We start from the raw sequence: 15889 nt of genomic DNA on the forward strand, positions 1-15889 counted from the left end.
CGCTCCTTTTTATAGTTTGGTGGTAAAATCGCCGCAGAATGGATCAACTGGACTGATGCCTTCGAATGCTTCAGCGCCGGTCATTTTACGGATCACCGCCGCGATACTTTCTTTATTGCCAGTATAGGTATTGATATAAGTAGAGATCGCCGGCACATCAAACAAGTGATACGGATTCGCAGTTGAGATAAAGACGGTTGGGATCGACTTCATGAACCACGGAGCATCGGCAGCCATTAAATGAATCCAGTCCAAACGGGTCGTTGTCTGATTGCTGGCGGTTTCGACGTTGGCGACGTATAGTGCCAGATCAAATTTTTCTTTCATTTCGGCTACGCCTTCTTCAAAAATCTCATGAAAGTCCAGGCGGCTGCGGTCATACAAAGTGACTTCAAAACCAAGTGATTCCAGCTGTGTTTGGAAGTGTTCCGTGACTTTTCCGCCTTCTTTAAAGCCGCCATCGTCTGAGTCTCCAAGGACTACCATGCGAATGCGGGGATAGCGTTCAACGGTTAATGGTAAGAGCTGATCGCGATCTTTGACTAGTGTGACCGATTTTTTAGCCGCCGCCGCTGCTTTTTCCGCGTGTTCTGCTAAGTTTAGCTCAAGGGGAGCAGATAGTTCTTTGAGACCGAATAAGCCATGAGCCATTTTGGTACCAAGAATTCTTAAAACGGCTTCTTCAATCCGTTCCATTTCCAGTGTGCCATCAGCTACCGCTTGTTTAATAAAAGCATAATCCTCATCAATATTTTTATTGAACAGGATCATATCGACGCCAGCGTTGATAGTGGCCGGCAATAGTTTTTCGCGCGGCATGATCGCGTTATAGCCCAGCATCGGGGTAGCATCAGTGATGGTCAAGCCGTTGAAGCCTAAAGTTTCTCGCAATAAGCCGTCAATCAATAATTTTGAAGCCGAAGCTGGTTTTAATTCAGCGTCCGCGATTTCCGGCATCAGCTTGCGTTCCCAAGCAGGCTGGAAGATATGACCGATCATGATGCTGGCGATGCCTTGATCGATAAAGGTTTGATAAATTTTGCCGTAAGAAGCCATCCAATCCTCAGCAGAAAGAGAATTGACCGAGCTCAGTAAATGCTGATCCCGTTCGTCGACACCATCACCGGGGAAATGTTTGATTACTGGCAGAATTTGATTTTCCTGAAGTCCTTTAATCTGTGCTTCCGCCATTTGGATCACGCGCTCCTGATCGCTGCCGAAGGTCCGAGTATTTGTGATTGGGTTGCGGAAATTTTGGTCGATATCCACGATCGGTGAAAAGGACATATTGCAGCCAACCTGTGCCGCTTCTTCTCCAGCAACATTTCCCAGCTCATAAGCGTGGGTGGGATCATCGGTCGCCGCAATCTGTAACGGCATACCGAACCAGGTACCTTCGGAAATGATCCCATTGCCGCCAGCTTCTAGGTTGGCAGAAAAGAATAGCGGAATGTCGCTTGCTTCTTGAGCAGTGGCAAGTTCGCGTTTGATTTTCTCAGCAGCGGCAGGGCGATACATCATCCCGCCAGGACGATAAGTTTCGATAAACTTCTTGATATCTACCTGATCCTCGTCTTGACCGATCACAAAAAAGAGCTGACCGATTTTTTCTTCAAGGGACATTGCCTGCACCTTGTCTTGCAGCTGTTGAATTTGTTCTGGCGTTAAATTGTAAGGTTTTTTCGTAAGATCTAACATAAATGATAAGCCTCCATAAATTTATATATACTTGTTCACGCTTTCATTCTAGCTTGGAAAAAGTAGAGATACTATTGCGAAAAAACATCTGCGGTGTGTCCATTTCACTGCTCCTTTCATTTCGTGGCAATCTGTGCTTGCTTGAATAAATCATTCATGAGATAGTTTAGGCGAAGCGGCAAATGAAGATAATAGAAAAAAACGACTTATAAGAAGGAAACCTATAATTAATCAACTTTTTAGCCAGTAGAAGGAATATTTAGAAAGGAGAAAAATCAATGGAGGCGGAAATTCTAAAAATATTGCAGGAAAAAAATCACCCTCGGGATTGGGAAGCACTGGGGCCGGAAATGCGGCCAAGACGTTCAGGTATGTTGAAAAACGAGCCGGTTTATGAATTCTTTCATACGCTGGATGATTCGCTGGAGGTTAATTTGCAGTCCATCGCGATCTCTGTGCAGCCGGTGAAATCCTACATTCCTTATCATGTCCATGACTATGTCGAAATGATCGTTCCGATCGTGGGAGAGTGTACGGTCATCACTAAAAATGATCGGCTGGAGCTGCAGCAAAATGATTTGATCATCATCGGAAATCATACCATTCACCGAGTGGAACCGATCAGTGAAGAGAGCATCGTGATCAATCTGACACTGAAAGACACGGCGTTCACGTTAAACGATTATCATTTTATGTACGAGGACCGCGTAACAAAAAAAGTCTCTTCATTATTATTCTCGCTGCTTTCAAATGAAACCCAAGGGGAAAATATTTATCGACTGTTTCGGACCCATCAGGATGGGAAGATTCAGACATTGCTGGGGGATATTATTCAAGAGTATTATCATCCCGATACCCAATCAAATCAGATCATTCGGCTAGAGCTGTTGACTTTATTTGCGCGGCTGATCCGCTCTGCGGCCAATGAACAGGAAATGATCGCTAGTGAGGATGATGCTTCCGTTAATTTACTTTCGCTGCTTTTGTATATCGAAAAGAATTACGCCCAGATCACTCTTGAGGAAATGGCGCAGCACTTTGGCTTTAATCCGAATTATTTATCCTCCTATTTGAAAAAGCACACTGGTCTTACGTTTATCAAGCTAGTCCATCTGCAACGGGTAAATGTAGCCGCCGAATATTTGACCTACACCAATGCGCCGATCGAACAGATCGCATTGAAGGTGGGCTATGAGAATCCGTCGTATTTCTATAAAATGTTCCGGAAAAACTTGAAAATTTTGCCAACAGAGTACCGAGAAAAATATTCGATCCACGCGAAAAAACCGATTGAGTGATCAATCGGTTTTTTTAGAGCTTGAATCTTTGTCGATATTGATTTGGCGAGAGTCCTGTTTGTTTTTTAAAATAATGATAGAAGTAAGCTTCACTGGAAAAGCCTAAACGTTCCGCGATTAATTGAATGGTCAAATCCGTAGTGTTCAACAGCTGCTGCGCCTTTTGCGTACGAATCATCTGGGCATAGCCGGCAATGGTCATTTTGGTTTGTCGCTTTAACAGCCGATTCAGATACTCCGCATTGTAATGAAGGGCTGCTTCGATCTCTTTGCGTGAAATATTGCCAAAACGACCTTCGATCAAATGAGTGACACGATTAACGAGATAGGCTTCCTTGGATAAGTCCAAGTCGATTTGCTGGAGCGAGAATAAATTGGTATTTTCCAGTGCATCTAATAATCGTAAAATCAATCCCCGCTGGAAGTAGGTCCGACCGATTTTTGCAGTGGCAACCTCCAGCTGCAGCGAGTCGAGAATGATATGAAAACCAGCACTCTGCTGCGGCAGGCAAGGTGTCACTTCAATATAGCTACGTTTCCACTGGGAGTCTGATTGGAGATTCTGTCGCAGAAATTGAAAAATCGGTCCTTCGCCGCAATCATTCATAAATAGTTCCTGTAACAAAGCGGGCGATAAATTTAGGAAGACCACACTGCAGCCGTCAGAAAGAATTTCTCGATGCAGAATCTGCGTATTCAGCAAACAACCTTCACCTGCCCGGAAAAGATATTCCTTATCCTCGATAAAATTAGTCAATTCCCCATTCAAGACATACATCAATTCAAAATTTTGATTTTTATGCAGCGCTTGATATTCTTCATCCTCAAAAGCAACGATCTCGCCATCTTGGACTTTTGTGTAAAGCACTTTTTCGCCAATTTTTTGTTTATAAAAGATCGCAATCGGCGAGTAGGTCGTAATTTGCGGAACTTCTGTATTTGCCGCATGAAGCTTGGAAAAAGGATCGTTTGACATAAGACACCTCCAAAAGGTTGGGAAAATGCAGGAAACGTTTTCTCAAAGTTGGTATTTTTCATTATATCACAGAGCAAGACTGCCTAGAATGAGGGTATGAAAGGGAGGAACGCTGATGCGAACAACAAAAAGCTTAAATCAAGAATGGAAATTTCATTACGGAGAAATCGGTTCTCCCAATAAGACAGCTAAAAAAGCCCATGCCTTAGGCGGCTTAACGGCACCAATAACAGGAGAAGCGGGCGAACCCGTTAACTATGGAGCAGGAGGTGAACATTTCTTAAAGCTGATTGCTCAAGGAAACCTTCAACAGGGCTTGAAAAATTTGGCCGGGACAGTGCTTGATGCTGCATTAGATCAAAGCTGGCAAACGGTCAATCTTCCTCATGATTGGAAAATCAGCCAACCCTATGTGCAAGATCCAGCACTTTTGATGTCAGGCTCAAAAGCAGATGGGATCGGATATTATCGCAAGACTTTCGATTTAGCAGAGGAGCTGATTGGTCAGCAGAGAGTCATCCTGCATTTTGAGGGCGTGATGCGTTCGGCAGATGTATGGTTGAACGGTGCGTATCTAGGAAATAATAATAGCGGCTATACCAGCTTTTCTTTTGATATCACTGAGATGGCGAGATACGGAGATGAAGGGATTAATGCCTTGCTTGTTCGTGTCGATACGACAACAGGTGCGGAAGGCTGGTGGTATGAAGGCGCAGGAATTTATAAAAATGTGTGGTTGGAACTGGTACCGTTAACGGCGCTCGATCGTGAAGGGGCCTATATCTATACTAAAGAGCTGCGACCGGATTATGCCTTGATGGGCGCGGAGCTCAGTGTAGAAAATAATTCGCAGGATCTAGTTGAGGTAGCTCCGACGATTACCATTAATGATCAGGTGATCCAATTTGATCAACAGGTGATACCACCTTATGAGAAACGGACATTTAACCAAGAGTTCAGACTTTCTGCACCGATTTTCTGGTCGCCTGAGGAGCCCCATCTGTATGAAGCTATTTTTCGCATCCCTACTGATGAATGTCGAAAAAAATTTGGTGTCAGAACCTTTGCTTATAATACAAACGGTTTTTACTTAAATGGCGCATCCTATGAATTGCGCGGTGTGTGCGAACATCAAGATTTTGCTGGAGTAGGAGTAGCGCTGAATCAAGACTTAGTAGACTATAAGGTGAAAATGATGAAGGCGATGGGGGTCAATGCTTGGCGCAGTGCGCATCACTTTGCTTCAGAAGAATTACTGAAGGCCTGTGATCGGTTAGGGATCATTTTGATGAATGAAAATCGGCTGTTGGAAAGCACGCCTTGGCGGATCGCTGATTTAGAAAAAATGGTCATCAAAAGTCGAATGCATGCTTCTGTTGGCTTTTGGTCTGTTGCGAACGAAGAGATCATCGGCAACACTGCATTAGGCAGTCGAATCGCTGAACGATTAGTACAAACGATTAAGCGGAATAACTATGAAAGCTTAGTTGTTTCTGCCGAACTGTTGAATCCTGAAGGCAAGGTCGAGAAAAGTTATTTGACCAACTATGATGTCCTCGGAGTCAATTATCCTGAAGCGGATGCGATGGGACCGGGTGCAATCAAGATCAAGGAAAATCACCCAGAGCTGCCGATCATGAGTACAGAAAGTGCTTCTTACTTTTCGACCCGCGGAATCTATCGAGACAATGAGGAAAACTGTCAGTGTTCAAATCTTGGTTCAATGTTTTCTATGATCTTACCCGGAAAACGCCAGCCGGGAGATCCAGGTGTAGGCGGGACTGCTCGACCAGAAAAGGTGATGGCTTATTTGAACAAGCATTCCTATATGGGCGGTGTTTTTCTATGGACGGCCTTTGATTATTATGGCGAGCCCTCCCCATTTGGCTGGCCAGCGATCTCCTCGCAATTTGGGATTGCGGACTTATGCGGCTTTCCAAAGGATTATTACTATTACTATCAAGCAACATGGTGTGAAGAACCCGTGATTCATCTCATGCCTCATTGGAACGAAGAAGGATTGGACATTGATGCAGACGGTCGTGTATCCGTTCGAGTTTTCAGCAATGCGAGTGAAGTAGAGCTTTTCGTCAATGAAAAAAGCTATGGTAAAAAGACAGTTGAAGCACACATAGCGAACTGGGAGGTTCCCTATCAAGCTGGAAAATTAAAAGCGGTGGCTTACAAAAATACCCGCGTCGTCGCTGAAGCTAGTCATGAAACTAGTTCTGTGATTCAAACGGTTAAAAGTGAACGAATTTTTGCCGGCAGGGAATATGACCTGTATAAACTAGTCGCGTTGGACAATCAGCAGCGATTTGTTCCAACCGCCTGTGAACAGGTAGCCGTAAGTGTCGAAAACGGAGAAATTGTTGGTCTGGCTAATGGCGATCCTGCCAATCATGATGCTTACAGCCTGACAAATGTTCGATTGTTTCAAGGGCAGGCCTTAGTCATTGTGCGGGCAGAAAAAGAGGCCGGATTAAAAGCAGTGATTCAAGCATAAAAAAGCAGACAGAAAAAGACCACCTATGAAAAGACCACAAAGCGCATGAATTTTGAATATGGTGAGGAGTTTTTTTCTGTCTTATACTTTGGATGTAATTTGAAAGCGGAAACAAAAATATGAAGGAGCGCAATTATTATGAATAAGAAAAAAATCTCACTTGCTGTTGGAATACTAAGCATGAATCTGTTGCTGATGTCAGGGACGGTCGTTGGGGCAGCCATTGCCGCCATTTCGAAATCTTTCCCTCAAGAACCAATCTCCAAGGTCCAAATGCTGAGCTCGATCCCGCAGCTTGGACAATTAGCAGCAACCTTAGTCTTTACGTGGCTAACGTATAAGCTGACTAGAAAAAATATTGGTGTCGTGTCGGTAGCGATCGTCGCTATCAGCGGCCTGCTGCCAGTTTTCTATAATAGCAGCTTGAATATCATCCTAGCGTGTATGGTCGCTTTGGGCTTCGGCTTAGGATTGATTAGTAACGTTGGCCCTGTATTATTGCAGGAACACTTTGACGGTGAAGAACGTGCAACGGTCATGGGCTGGGCAGTGGGCTTCAATAATCTTGGAATGATGGGCTTTACAGCTATCGGCGGCATGCTGGGCAGTGCCAATTGGAAAAATCTGTTTTGGGTTTATGGCGCAGCTATTATCATTTTATTAGTCGTTCTAGTTCTAGTGCCAAAAGATCGCAAGCTTTCTGAGACAGAGGTTTCGAATCAGAAAAATATCAGCTTTGGTAAAACAGTAAAAAGCTTGAATGGCTATGTTTATGTGATGTTGATCGTTACCTTCGTAACCTCATTGTGTTTGATGATTTTCTTGGCAAACCAATCATTATTATTAGCTTCAAAAGGAAATGGTACCGCTTATACGGCGATGGTCACTGCATTAGGAAATGTTGGCGGAATTTGTACCGCTTTTGGGTTGAAGTATATTCGTAAGCTCACGAAAACCGATACGATGGCTTGGGGATTTGTCGCTTTTGCACTGTCGTATATCTGTATCGTTTTCTTTAACAATCCGGTACTGCATATCGCCGGGAACATGTTTTCAGGGATGGGTATCGTAATGGTCAATGCAACGATTCCTTATGAGCTTTCAATCCTAGCCAATCATCAGCAATTCCCGGTAGCGATCGCCATGAACACTCTAATCGCTTCTGTGGCAGGCTTTTTGGCACCAATGCTGTTAGCTGCGACAAAAATTTCAGCAGGAGCGAATTCGTATATCGCGGGTATCGTTATCAGTGGAATCACGGCCGCAGTGCTGCTAATCACCCGTTTAGGCAGCCGAATCGAAAAAAAGTCTGAACAAGAAACAAACAAGCAGCTGAAAGAGTTTCAAGAAGCATAGCTTTACTATCGAGAATAAAACAGCAGTAAGAGAGTAATTTTTTTTCTTGCTGCTGTTTTTCTATGAATATGATGGCGCTCTCAAAAATACCGGTGCATTTCATTCATAAAACCTGTATGCTAGAAATAGAAAAACTAATACTATAGATAAAGCAGGTGCATATATGAAGAAACATCCATTAGAAGGCAGAATAGCAGAGATCAAGTTTGATTCTGGATTGCAATTTCGGATTGATTTTTTAGCGGATAATCAGCTGCGCTGGACTTCCATTCGCGAAGAAGATGCAGGGGCGACAGATGTCGAGACGATCCATGTGGAAGAATATCCTGGTGGAATCTTTTCTATCGATTGGGTAGAGGAATCAGGACTCTGTGTTTCCTACACCGTTGATACCGCCAATCAATTCGTAAAAAGCTTTATGACATTTACTGACGAAAACTACCGCGGAGGCCGCAGACCATTTATCCATGAAGGACCGTTTCATCTTATTTTGGAAAATGGCGAGCCGGATCTAGCTCCGCTGTAATAACTGAATTAAATTCAATGAAGAAGCCATCCTATAAACTTATGGATGGTTTTTTGTTTTATAAGTGTTTTATAGCAAAGCGTCTTTACGCCTTCGATGATTGTTAAACTAACTGTATTAACTATAAAGAACTGAAGCGTCAGCAACAACAAAAAGAAGTTGAGTTTTAGGAAGGAATCCAAGGTTCTTGTTGTACAACTAAACTACTTTGATATAATGTAAGTAGTTTAGTTGTACAAAAAGGAGTATTGTTTATGTCGAAAAAGCTTGATGAATTATTAGAAAAGAGAGATGGAAATCTTTCTATGAAAGAGGCTCGATTAGAGGGAATCAGTCCATCGACCGTACAAGCATATGTAAAATATGGACGTTTACTTGCCATTGAGAGAGGCTTTTATGTGTTGGATGGTCATGGAATTGATGAGCTTTTTTTACAACAAAATAGATTTTCGCGTGGTATTTTTTCTTATGAGACAGCACTGGATATTCATCAACTATCTGACAATATGCCTGCAGCAATTCATCTTACATTTCCTAAAGGATACAATGTTAGTCGGAAAGAAATGAAAGCTCAGAATTTGAAGTTTCATTTTGTCCCAAAGAATATTTATGAATTAGGCAAGATTGAAGGGCTCTCTTTTCAAGATAACCCTATTTATTTATATGATAAGGAACGGACGTTGTGTGATATTTGGAGTTCTCGATTTGATATGGCGTATGATTTAAAGTTGGAGTCATTAAAAAACTATATGTCGAGTAAAGAGAGAGATCCAGGAAAGTTAAGTGTCTATATGGATAAACTATCCGTATCAAAAGAGATGCACACACATATGTTAAGTCTGATTTGAGGAGGATATTATGACACCAACACAATTTACAGCTAAAACAAGAAATTTAGCAAAACAAAATAATTTGAACCCTCAGTTAGTTCAACGTCATTTTATGATGGATCATTTTGTAGAAGCAATTGCGGAATCTGAGTATAAGACAATTGATTGTCTATTTTAAAAAGTGGATTCCAGTTCTTCAAAGCTTTATACTTTGGGTGAAGGAGTTTTGATAGATGAAAGAAAAAAACCAAAAGCCGTTGATTTTTTCTCATGTAGCAGCACAGGGAAAACCACGGCACATGAAAGCCGAGACAAACGGCTGTCCATTTTGCGATTATGAAGAGAAAGAAAATATTTTAGCTGAAGATGGGGAGCTTCTTTGGATCAAAAATAAATATCCGACTTTAAACAATACCTCCCAGACATTGATTATTGAAAGTAAGGAACATAACAGTGACATCTCTACTTATACAAAAGAAGAGAACCGTCGACTGATTCAGTTTGCTCTAAAATGCTGGAAGGAAATGAAGCAAGATCCGCGCTACCAATCCGTTTTATTCTATAAAAATCACGGTCCATTGTCTGGCGGTTCTTTGAAGCATCCCCACATGCAGATCGTCGGGTTAGAGGATGTTGATGGGGAAAGCCAGATTCAGCTGGAGAATTTTGAAGGGGTATCTGTATTGGAGCGTGATGAGCTGTCAATTACACTTTCTAAGTTTCCCACGATGGGCTTTTTAGAGATGAATCTGATCGTCGAGTGGGAGGAAAACAGCGAGCTGTTCGCAGATTATTTACAGCAGCTGGTTTGTTTTGTCCTGCAAGATTATTTTCACGGTCGTTGTGATAGCTTTAATCTCTTTTTCTTTATAATAGAAGGAAAGCTGATTGCGAAGGTTGTGCCAAGATTTATTGATTCGCCTTATTTTGTCGGCTATCGTCTGTCGCAAACCTTCACGGATGAGCATTTAGCTACTATCGGCAATGAGCTGAAAATGTTTTTGACGGCTGATGACAATCAGGAGAACCAATAATTTTTCCCGATTCGTTCAAGCTGTCCCAAAAAATGATAGCGGATTATAAAATAGTTACTGGAGTGGTACAGCGATGGAATTTGGACCAAAAGTCAGAGAAATTCGCCAAAAAAAGGGCTTCTCGCAAAAGGAAACATACAACGGCATCATATCCAAGTCTTATTCGATCGAGTTTGAGAAGGGAAACCATAAAATTTCGACTGATTTGCTGATCGAGATCTTGGACCGTTTGTCGATGGATATCGACGAGTTCTTCTATATTAATCGAGGCTACTTGTTAAATCCTTACTCAGATTATATTTATCGCTTGTCCAATTATTCAAACTTTCATGATGCGGCAGCGTTAAAAAAGATGCTGACTGAATATGAGGTCTTTGACGATATCGTCAATCAGGTCCGCTGTGCGGAGATTCGCTGCCGAATAAGAATGATTGAGAATATTAAGGAAACAGGCAAGTTTGATCCGGCGGTCATTTTGAAGGAAGATCGCCAAACGATCCAAGAATACTTAATCAACATCGAGACTTGGACGCTTCAAGAAGTCCAGCTATTCGGCAATACGATCGAATTTTTAGAGTTTAGTACACATTTTGAATTGTTCCGAAATCTCTCGAAGTCGTTAACGCTTTATATGGAGTACGATAAAGGGCGTGAGATTTTTTGTGCGATGCTGATAAATTTGATTACACAATCGATTAAGCACGATTATTTAGATTATGCCGAGGTATTAAATCAGCAATTAAGACTATTAAGCACCAACTACAAGGAGTTTTTTCATAAAACAATTTCCTTCTATTTTGAAAAAGTAATCTCCTTCAAAAGGGGAAGCAGGTCAGACTATCAGGAAGCAGAGCAAATCTTACTGACGATTTCTAAACTAGGTCAGCCGGCGATCGCCAAAGAGCTGAATGCCTTACTAAATTCAAATGCCATAAAGTAATTCAAAGCGGACGGTTTTTGTCGGCTTTTTTTATGGTCCGATATTTCGGACTTTAATATTTTCTAAGAAAAAAACGCTCTATACTATCGAAGGAAATTACGAATAACTTGAATAGTGAGGAGCAGAAATGAAAAAAACGAAATGAAGCATGGACCCACAGTTTAGGAGTCAATCACAAAAGCTGGAAAAATTAAAAAAAATGATTCTGACAGAAAATTGCTCGAAGAATCAATATAGATAACGAAGATTGAGAGGGGATTTTATAATGAAGAAAAAGAAATGGATGGTGCTGATTGCTTTATTCAGCATGATATTGATTGGAACGGGCTCTACTGCAAATGCGAGTGTTGATCCGGCCAAGCCGACACAAGATGGTGATAACTGGTACAGCAATGGGACAATCGTCGTAAAAGACGGAAGCTATTGGTACGACAAGAATGGAACAATTCTATATACTGAACCTCAAGAATCAAGTTCCGCAAGTGAATCGACAATCAGTGATGAAAGCTCAACAGAAAGCCCGAATAGTGAAACGAGTGCGACTCAAGAGACTCAAACGGAAAGCACGAACCAGCAAGGAAGTTCAACTTCTACATCAAATGTCCCAGAAGAAACACCGGCAGCCGAGACTAACACGGAGATAACCACTCGCATTGTGGCTGAACATCCCGAAGAAAACGCTAAGCCGACTACACAAAAAGCAGCGGCAGCCAGTTCAGTGCCGGTTTCGGAATCAACCGACTCATCGAGTCAATCACAAACGCCATTATCAAAGGAAAATCCTCAGGCTGAATCAGAAGCATCGCAAACTGAAAAAACATCTACACGAGCTTCAGTCCAAAAGCCTAAAGAAAATCCGGCAAATTATTCTAAGTCCGCTGGCGAACTGCCTAAAACAGGAGAGGCACAAAGTCGTCTATCTGTCTTTTTTACTGGATTAGGAATTGTTTTTGCTATTCTTGCCAGCAGCTTGTTTTTCTGGACTAACAAGCAGAGAACTAAGAAACACTAAATGGATCGTATATGTTTAACAAATTTAGGAGGTCCTCCAAATGAGAGAATTAATCGAAAATACACCAATCAAAAAGTGGGCGATTGTGCCTGCGTTACTCACAACAGCCATAGGATTCTATGTTTTATCTTATGGATTTTTAGGCTCAGGCTTCTTTAGTCCAGTAGCGTTAGCACTCGGTTCGGGGGTAGGAATCTACCTATTATATGGATCAGCTGCAGCAAAAGCCTTTGGCAAATCAGCCAAACCGATCAGTACCTTTTTTCTAGGCTTGATCGCTGCACAGCTTGTGGCATCAATCTCTGGTATTGTTGTGAAATTTCTGCTAAACGTTCAAGTGCAGCCAGATGAAGCGGTGAAGCACATCGATGTTCTTTTCCTATTCAAAGCTATTCCGATGATTTTTGGCGAGGAGCTGCTTACCTTCGTTATACTGTTTATTGTCACAGGACTACTAGCTAATTCCTACAGCTACAAAAAGGCGCTAACTATCGGTGTTATCGTCAGTACGCTGGTTTTTTCTTTGCTTCATCTGCCATCGTATGATTGGAATCTTATTCAGGTATTGTTGATTATCGGAATGATTCGTATTCCATTTACTTTAGCCAGCCTGCGGAGCAATAGTCTGTGGGAGGGGTTTGCGGTGCATTATGTCTATGATACACTCATTTTCGTTGTCATCTTATTGTTTAGATAGTTGGAAAAACTGTGATGAAGAACTACTGAAACAAAAAAATATTACAGCAAAAAGCCATCCCCACTGAAAAGCAGGGAATGGCTTTTTATGTTGAAGCTATTATTTATTCATTTGTTTTTCGCAATCGGTTACGGCAGCTTTCATTGTATGAAAGCTGTTGATATCGATATCGTAGATAAACAAATTCATTTTCAGCGATTTGATTTCTCTCAAATTCAAAACAGCAAATAGGCTGGTAACGGATTTGGACTTAGAATTACTAAAGTTTGCCTTTTCTAGCGAAGAATACATTCGATAATTAGAAACATAAACATGGATAGGATAAAAGTTGGTCATTGATTTCACATCCTTAGTGGTACCCAATAACCATAACATCAAAAGTGGCATGCAAGTAAAAGAAAGGACCATCGTAAGCGAAATGTAAGAACTATTAAAAAGCAAAAAACCAGCTGTTTCCGCAACTGGTGTGGAGCTAAAGTGATGTACTTCGATTAGTGTCTCTAGCTCGTAGTCAGTATAGCACACAGCGTTTTTAACGTATTATGATTGAGACATGATTATAAGGAAAAAACCAACCCTCCACTATGCCACCACGCTTACGTTTCTTAGTAAACTATTTTGGTACTAAGAAAGTGAGGGAGATATTATGGTGACAGGAGAGGTGCAGGGACACTCGTCATTATGGCGTCGGAGGGCCGTGCTATTTATTATCAGTCAGGGAATCACTTTATTTGGTTCGTCGATTGTTCAGATGGCGATTATCTGGCAGGTGGCGTTAGAGACATCATCTGGATTTTGGTTGACGGTGCTTACGTTAAGTTCTACTATTCCGCAAATGCTTCTTTCTTTTTTTGGCGGAGTGTGGGCGGACCGCTATTCGAGAAAGCGGCTGATTATACTAGCGGATGCGGGGATTGCGGTAGTCACATTGGTCTTAGCGCTGATATTCATGTTTGGAAAAACAGCCAACATTCTTCCGCTGCTGGTTTTGGTATCCGCTCTGCGTTCGGTTGGTTCGGGGATACAAACACCGGCTGTGAGTGCGGTTATTCCTCAGATCGTACCGGAGGAACAGCTGATTCGGTATAACGGGATCAATAGCAGCATGATGGCTATCGTGCAATTTGCTTCTCCAGCAGTTGCCGGAGCTGTTTTATCGATTGGTTCTTTTCACTGGTTATTGTTACTTGATGTGGCAACGGCATTGATCGGCATCATTCTCTTAAGCTTTGTCACAATCGCGAAGCTGAAAAAAGCAGAACAGAGTGAACAAACATTTTTTGCGGACATGAAAGCTGGAATTTCTTACGCAGCGAAGGAGCTGGTTGTTAAGCGGCTGCTGCTCACGTATGGTGCATTTATTTTTCTTTCTGTTCCGTCCAGCTTTTTAACGGTGTTAATGATCGAACGAACCTTCGGAAATAGCTATATGTACTTAACAGTGAACGAAATGGCTGGTTTTGCCGGAATGGTACTAGGCGGAATTTTACTGGGAACTTGGGGCGGCTTTAAGCAAAGAACTAGGACACTGGTCTTCGGGCTGGTCTGCTTCGGCACATTTTCGTTGGTACTGGGCTTCACATATATCTTCTGGCTATTTGCAGTAATACTGTTTCTGATGAGCTTTTTCATTCCCATCGTTCAGACTGCCACCACAACGATGCTTCAGGAACATGTTCCGGCGGAGAAGCAGGGTCGCATTTTTGGGCTTCTAGGTGCGATGTATAGCGGATTTATGCCGCTGGGTACGGCGATTTTTGGCCCGCTTGCAGATGTGATTAAAATCCAATGGCTGGTAATTGGTTGTGGTATTTCTTTGGTGATTCTTGGTTTGCTTCGGCTTTTTCATAATGAAGAGAACTAAAAAATTTACCTATCTAATCTATCTCTGCCAAAGACTTCGATAATTTATCAAAGTCTTTTTTATGATACGACTCGTTATTTATATCTGATTATAAGTTTTTTTATAATTTTAAATTTGTGAGAGATTCAAATGATGCCGTTGATAAAATAACCATGATTAGAAAAAAGGGAAGAAAATCAATGTTTTTAATTATACGATAATCTGAATAACATAAATGGGCTTTTGAAGAAAGTGTTGTTAGGTTAGAAAAATAAAATATTTTCATGGAGAGAGATTTGTGATACTATTAGCAGAAAATAATAAACATGCAATAGACGAGATTAGTTCTATTTAGTTTTTCGTCTGTTTTTTATAGTTAAGGTGTAATTATGAGAGAAGATATAAAACATGCAGATATCATTGTGGTAAAGGTCGGTACTAGTCTACTAGTGTCACCGGAAACGGGAGTTCTTGAACCAGCTATTTCAAAACTGGCTGAGGTGCTGTCTGAACTGATGGCGACTGGAAAGAAGCTTATCTTAATTTCTTCGGGAGCTGTGGGTGCTGGCCTTACGCAATTAGGTGCGGTCTCCAAGTTTACGGCAGCGGCTGTTGGTCAGGGGATATTGACCAGTCTCTATGAAGCGGCGTTCAGAGAACATGAGCAAGCAATCGGACAGCTATTAGTGAGTCGTGAGATTTTAGCGGTAGCAGAAAGTCGACAGGCTTTTACTGAAACGATCCATGAACTCTTAGCTCATGGAATTTTACCGATCATTAATGAAAATGATGCAGTAACGATTGATGGAGAAGAGTGCCAAAACAAGTTTGAGGATAATGACGAATTATCCTTATTAGTAGCCGAAGCGGTTCAAGCAGATTTGCTGGTGATGCTGACGGATGTCAACGGCTTATATTCGGAAAATCCGTTAGTCAATGAACAGGCGACGATGATTTCTCATTTGAGTGAAATTGATCAGCGTTTATTGGAAGAATCCGATCCTCACTTGGGAGAGCTGAGCCGCGGCGGGATCAAGAGTAAGTTAAAAACAGCGACAGGGGCATTGACTGCAGATATTTCCATGGTTTTGGCAAATGGCAAGAGTCCGTATGTGCTGTTTGATATTTTGGCAGGACGGGAAGTCGGAACTTTGTTTAAAAAACATTAATACA

General features: G+C 41.8%; 15 protein-coding genes. 12 read left to right on the forward strand and 3 right to left on the reverse strand.

Going from position 1 to position 15889, the window contains the following annotated elements; all coding sequences use genetic code 11:
• Positions 1-9: 9 nt before the first annotated feature.
• Positions 10-1698, reverse strand: coding sequence for a glycoside hydrolase family 3 protein (locus FFR60_RS00530; RefSeq protein ID WP_137662552.1), 1689 nt, complete (start codon positions 1696-1698; stop codon positions 10-12).
• Positions 1699-1976: 278 nt separating this feature from the next.
• On the opposite strand from FFR60_RS00530, the gene FFR60_RS00535 reads away from it, so the two are divergent.
• A complete protein-coding gene (locus FFR60_RS00535; protein WP_137662553.1) occupies positions 1977-2996 on the forward strand; it encodes an AraC family transcriptional regulator in 1020 nt (339 codons plus the stop codon).
• A gap of 13 nt (positions 2997-3009) precedes the next feature.
• Here the strand turns inward: FFR60_RS00535 and FFR60_RS00540 are convergent, their stop codons facing one another.
• Positions 3010-3972 carry an AraC family transcriptional regulator gene (locus tag FFR60_RS00540; RefSeq protein ID WP_137662554.1) on the reverse strand — a complete coding sequence of 321 codons (963 nt, stop codon included), beginning with the start codon at positions 3970-3972 and terminating at the stop codon, positions 3010-3012.
• Between the two features lie 115 nt (positions 3973-4087).
• Here FFR60_RS00540 and FFR60_RS00545 point away from each other — a divergent pair, with 115 nt between their 5' ends.
• From FFR60_RS00545 to FFR60_RS00585, 9 genes are all read left to right on the forward strand, one after another.
• On the forward strand, positions 4088-6478 hold the full coding sequence (locus tag FFR60_RS00545; RefSeq protein WP_137662555.1) for a DUF4982 domain-containing protein: 2391 nt from the start codon (positions 4088-4090) through the stop codon (positions 6476-6478).
• A 138-nt stretch (positions 6479-6616) separates the two neighbouring features.
• Entirely contained in the window at positions 6617-7834 is a 1218-nt protein-coding gene (locus FFR60_RS00550; protein WP_137662556.1) for an MFS transporter, read from the forward strand.
• 163 nt (positions 7835-7997) lie between these two features.
• Positions 7998-8360, forward strand: coding sequence for a MoaF-related domain-containing protein (locus FFR60_RS00555; RefSeq protein ID WP_088934796.1), 363 nt, complete (start codon positions 7998-8000; stop codon positions 8358-8360).
• A gap of 254 nt (positions 8361-8614) precedes the next feature.
• A complete protein-coding gene (locus FFR60_RS00560) occupies positions 8615-9208 on the forward strand; it encodes a type IV toxin-antitoxin system AbiEi family antitoxin domain-containing protein (RefSeq protein ID WP_137662557.1) in 594 nt (197 codons plus the stop codon).
• Between the two features lie 10 nt (positions 9209-9218).
• A complete protein-coding gene (locus FFR60_RS00565) occupies positions 9219-9368 on the forward strand; it encodes a hypothetical protein (RefSeq protein WP_242551333.1) in 150 nt (49 codons plus the stop codon).
• Between the two features lie 55 nt (positions 9369-9423).
• Positions 9424-10224 (forward strand): DUF4931 domain-containing protein, encoded by an 801-nt coding sequence (locus tag FFR60_RS00570; protein ID WP_137662558.1) that lies wholly within the window; start codon positions 9424-9426, stop codon positions 10222-10224.
• A gap of 73 nt (positions 10225-10297) precedes the next feature.
• A complete protein-coding gene (locus FFR60_RS00575; RefSeq protein WP_137662559.1) occupies positions 10298-11164 on the forward strand; it encodes a helix-turn-helix domain-containing protein in 867 nt (288 codons plus the stop codon).
• 265 nt (positions 11165-11429) lie between these two features.
• A complete protein-coding gene (locus FFR60_RS00580) occupies positions 11430-12176 on the forward strand; it encodes an LPXTG cell wall anchor domain-containing protein (protein ID WP_137662560.1) in 747 nt (248 codons plus the stop codon).
• Between the two features lie 40 nt (positions 12177-12216).
• Positions 12217-12873, forward strand: a complete 657-nt coding sequence (locus FFR60_RS00585; RefSeq protein WP_137662561.1) for a CPBP family glutamic-type intramembrane protease — start codon at positions 12217-12219, stop codon at positions 12871-12873.
• Positions 12874-12972: 99 nt separating this feature from the next.
• Here FFR60_RS00585 and FFR60_RS00590 read toward each other — a convergent pair whose 3' ends face one another.
• Entirely contained in the window at positions 12973-13209 is a 237-nt protein-coding gene (locus FFR60_RS00590; RefSeq protein WP_137662562.1) for a hypothetical protein, read from the reverse strand.
• A gap of 310 nt (positions 13210-13519) precedes the next feature.
• Here FFR60_RS00590 and FFR60_RS00595 point away from each other — a divergent pair, with 310 nt between their 5' ends.
• Complete coding sequence (locus FFR60_RS00595) at positions 13520-14737, forward strand: MFS transporter (protein ID WP_137662563.1); 1218 nt, start codon at positions 13520-13522, stop codon at positions 14735-14737.
• A gap of 368 nt (positions 14738-15105) precedes the next feature.
• Complete coding sequence (gene proB / locus FFR60_RS00600) at positions 15106-15885, forward strand: glutamate 5-kinase (protein WP_137662564.1); 780 nt, start codon at positions 15106-15108, stop codon at positions 15883-15885.
• The last annotated feature ends 4 nt before the right edge of the window (positions 15886-15889 follow it).

The sequence above is a fragment of the Enterococcus hulanensis genome (assembly GCF_005405485.1).
Taxonomy (GTDB): domain Bacteria; phylum Bacillota; class Bacilli; order Lactobacillales; family Enterococcaceae; genus Enterococcus_A; species Enterococcus_A hulanensis.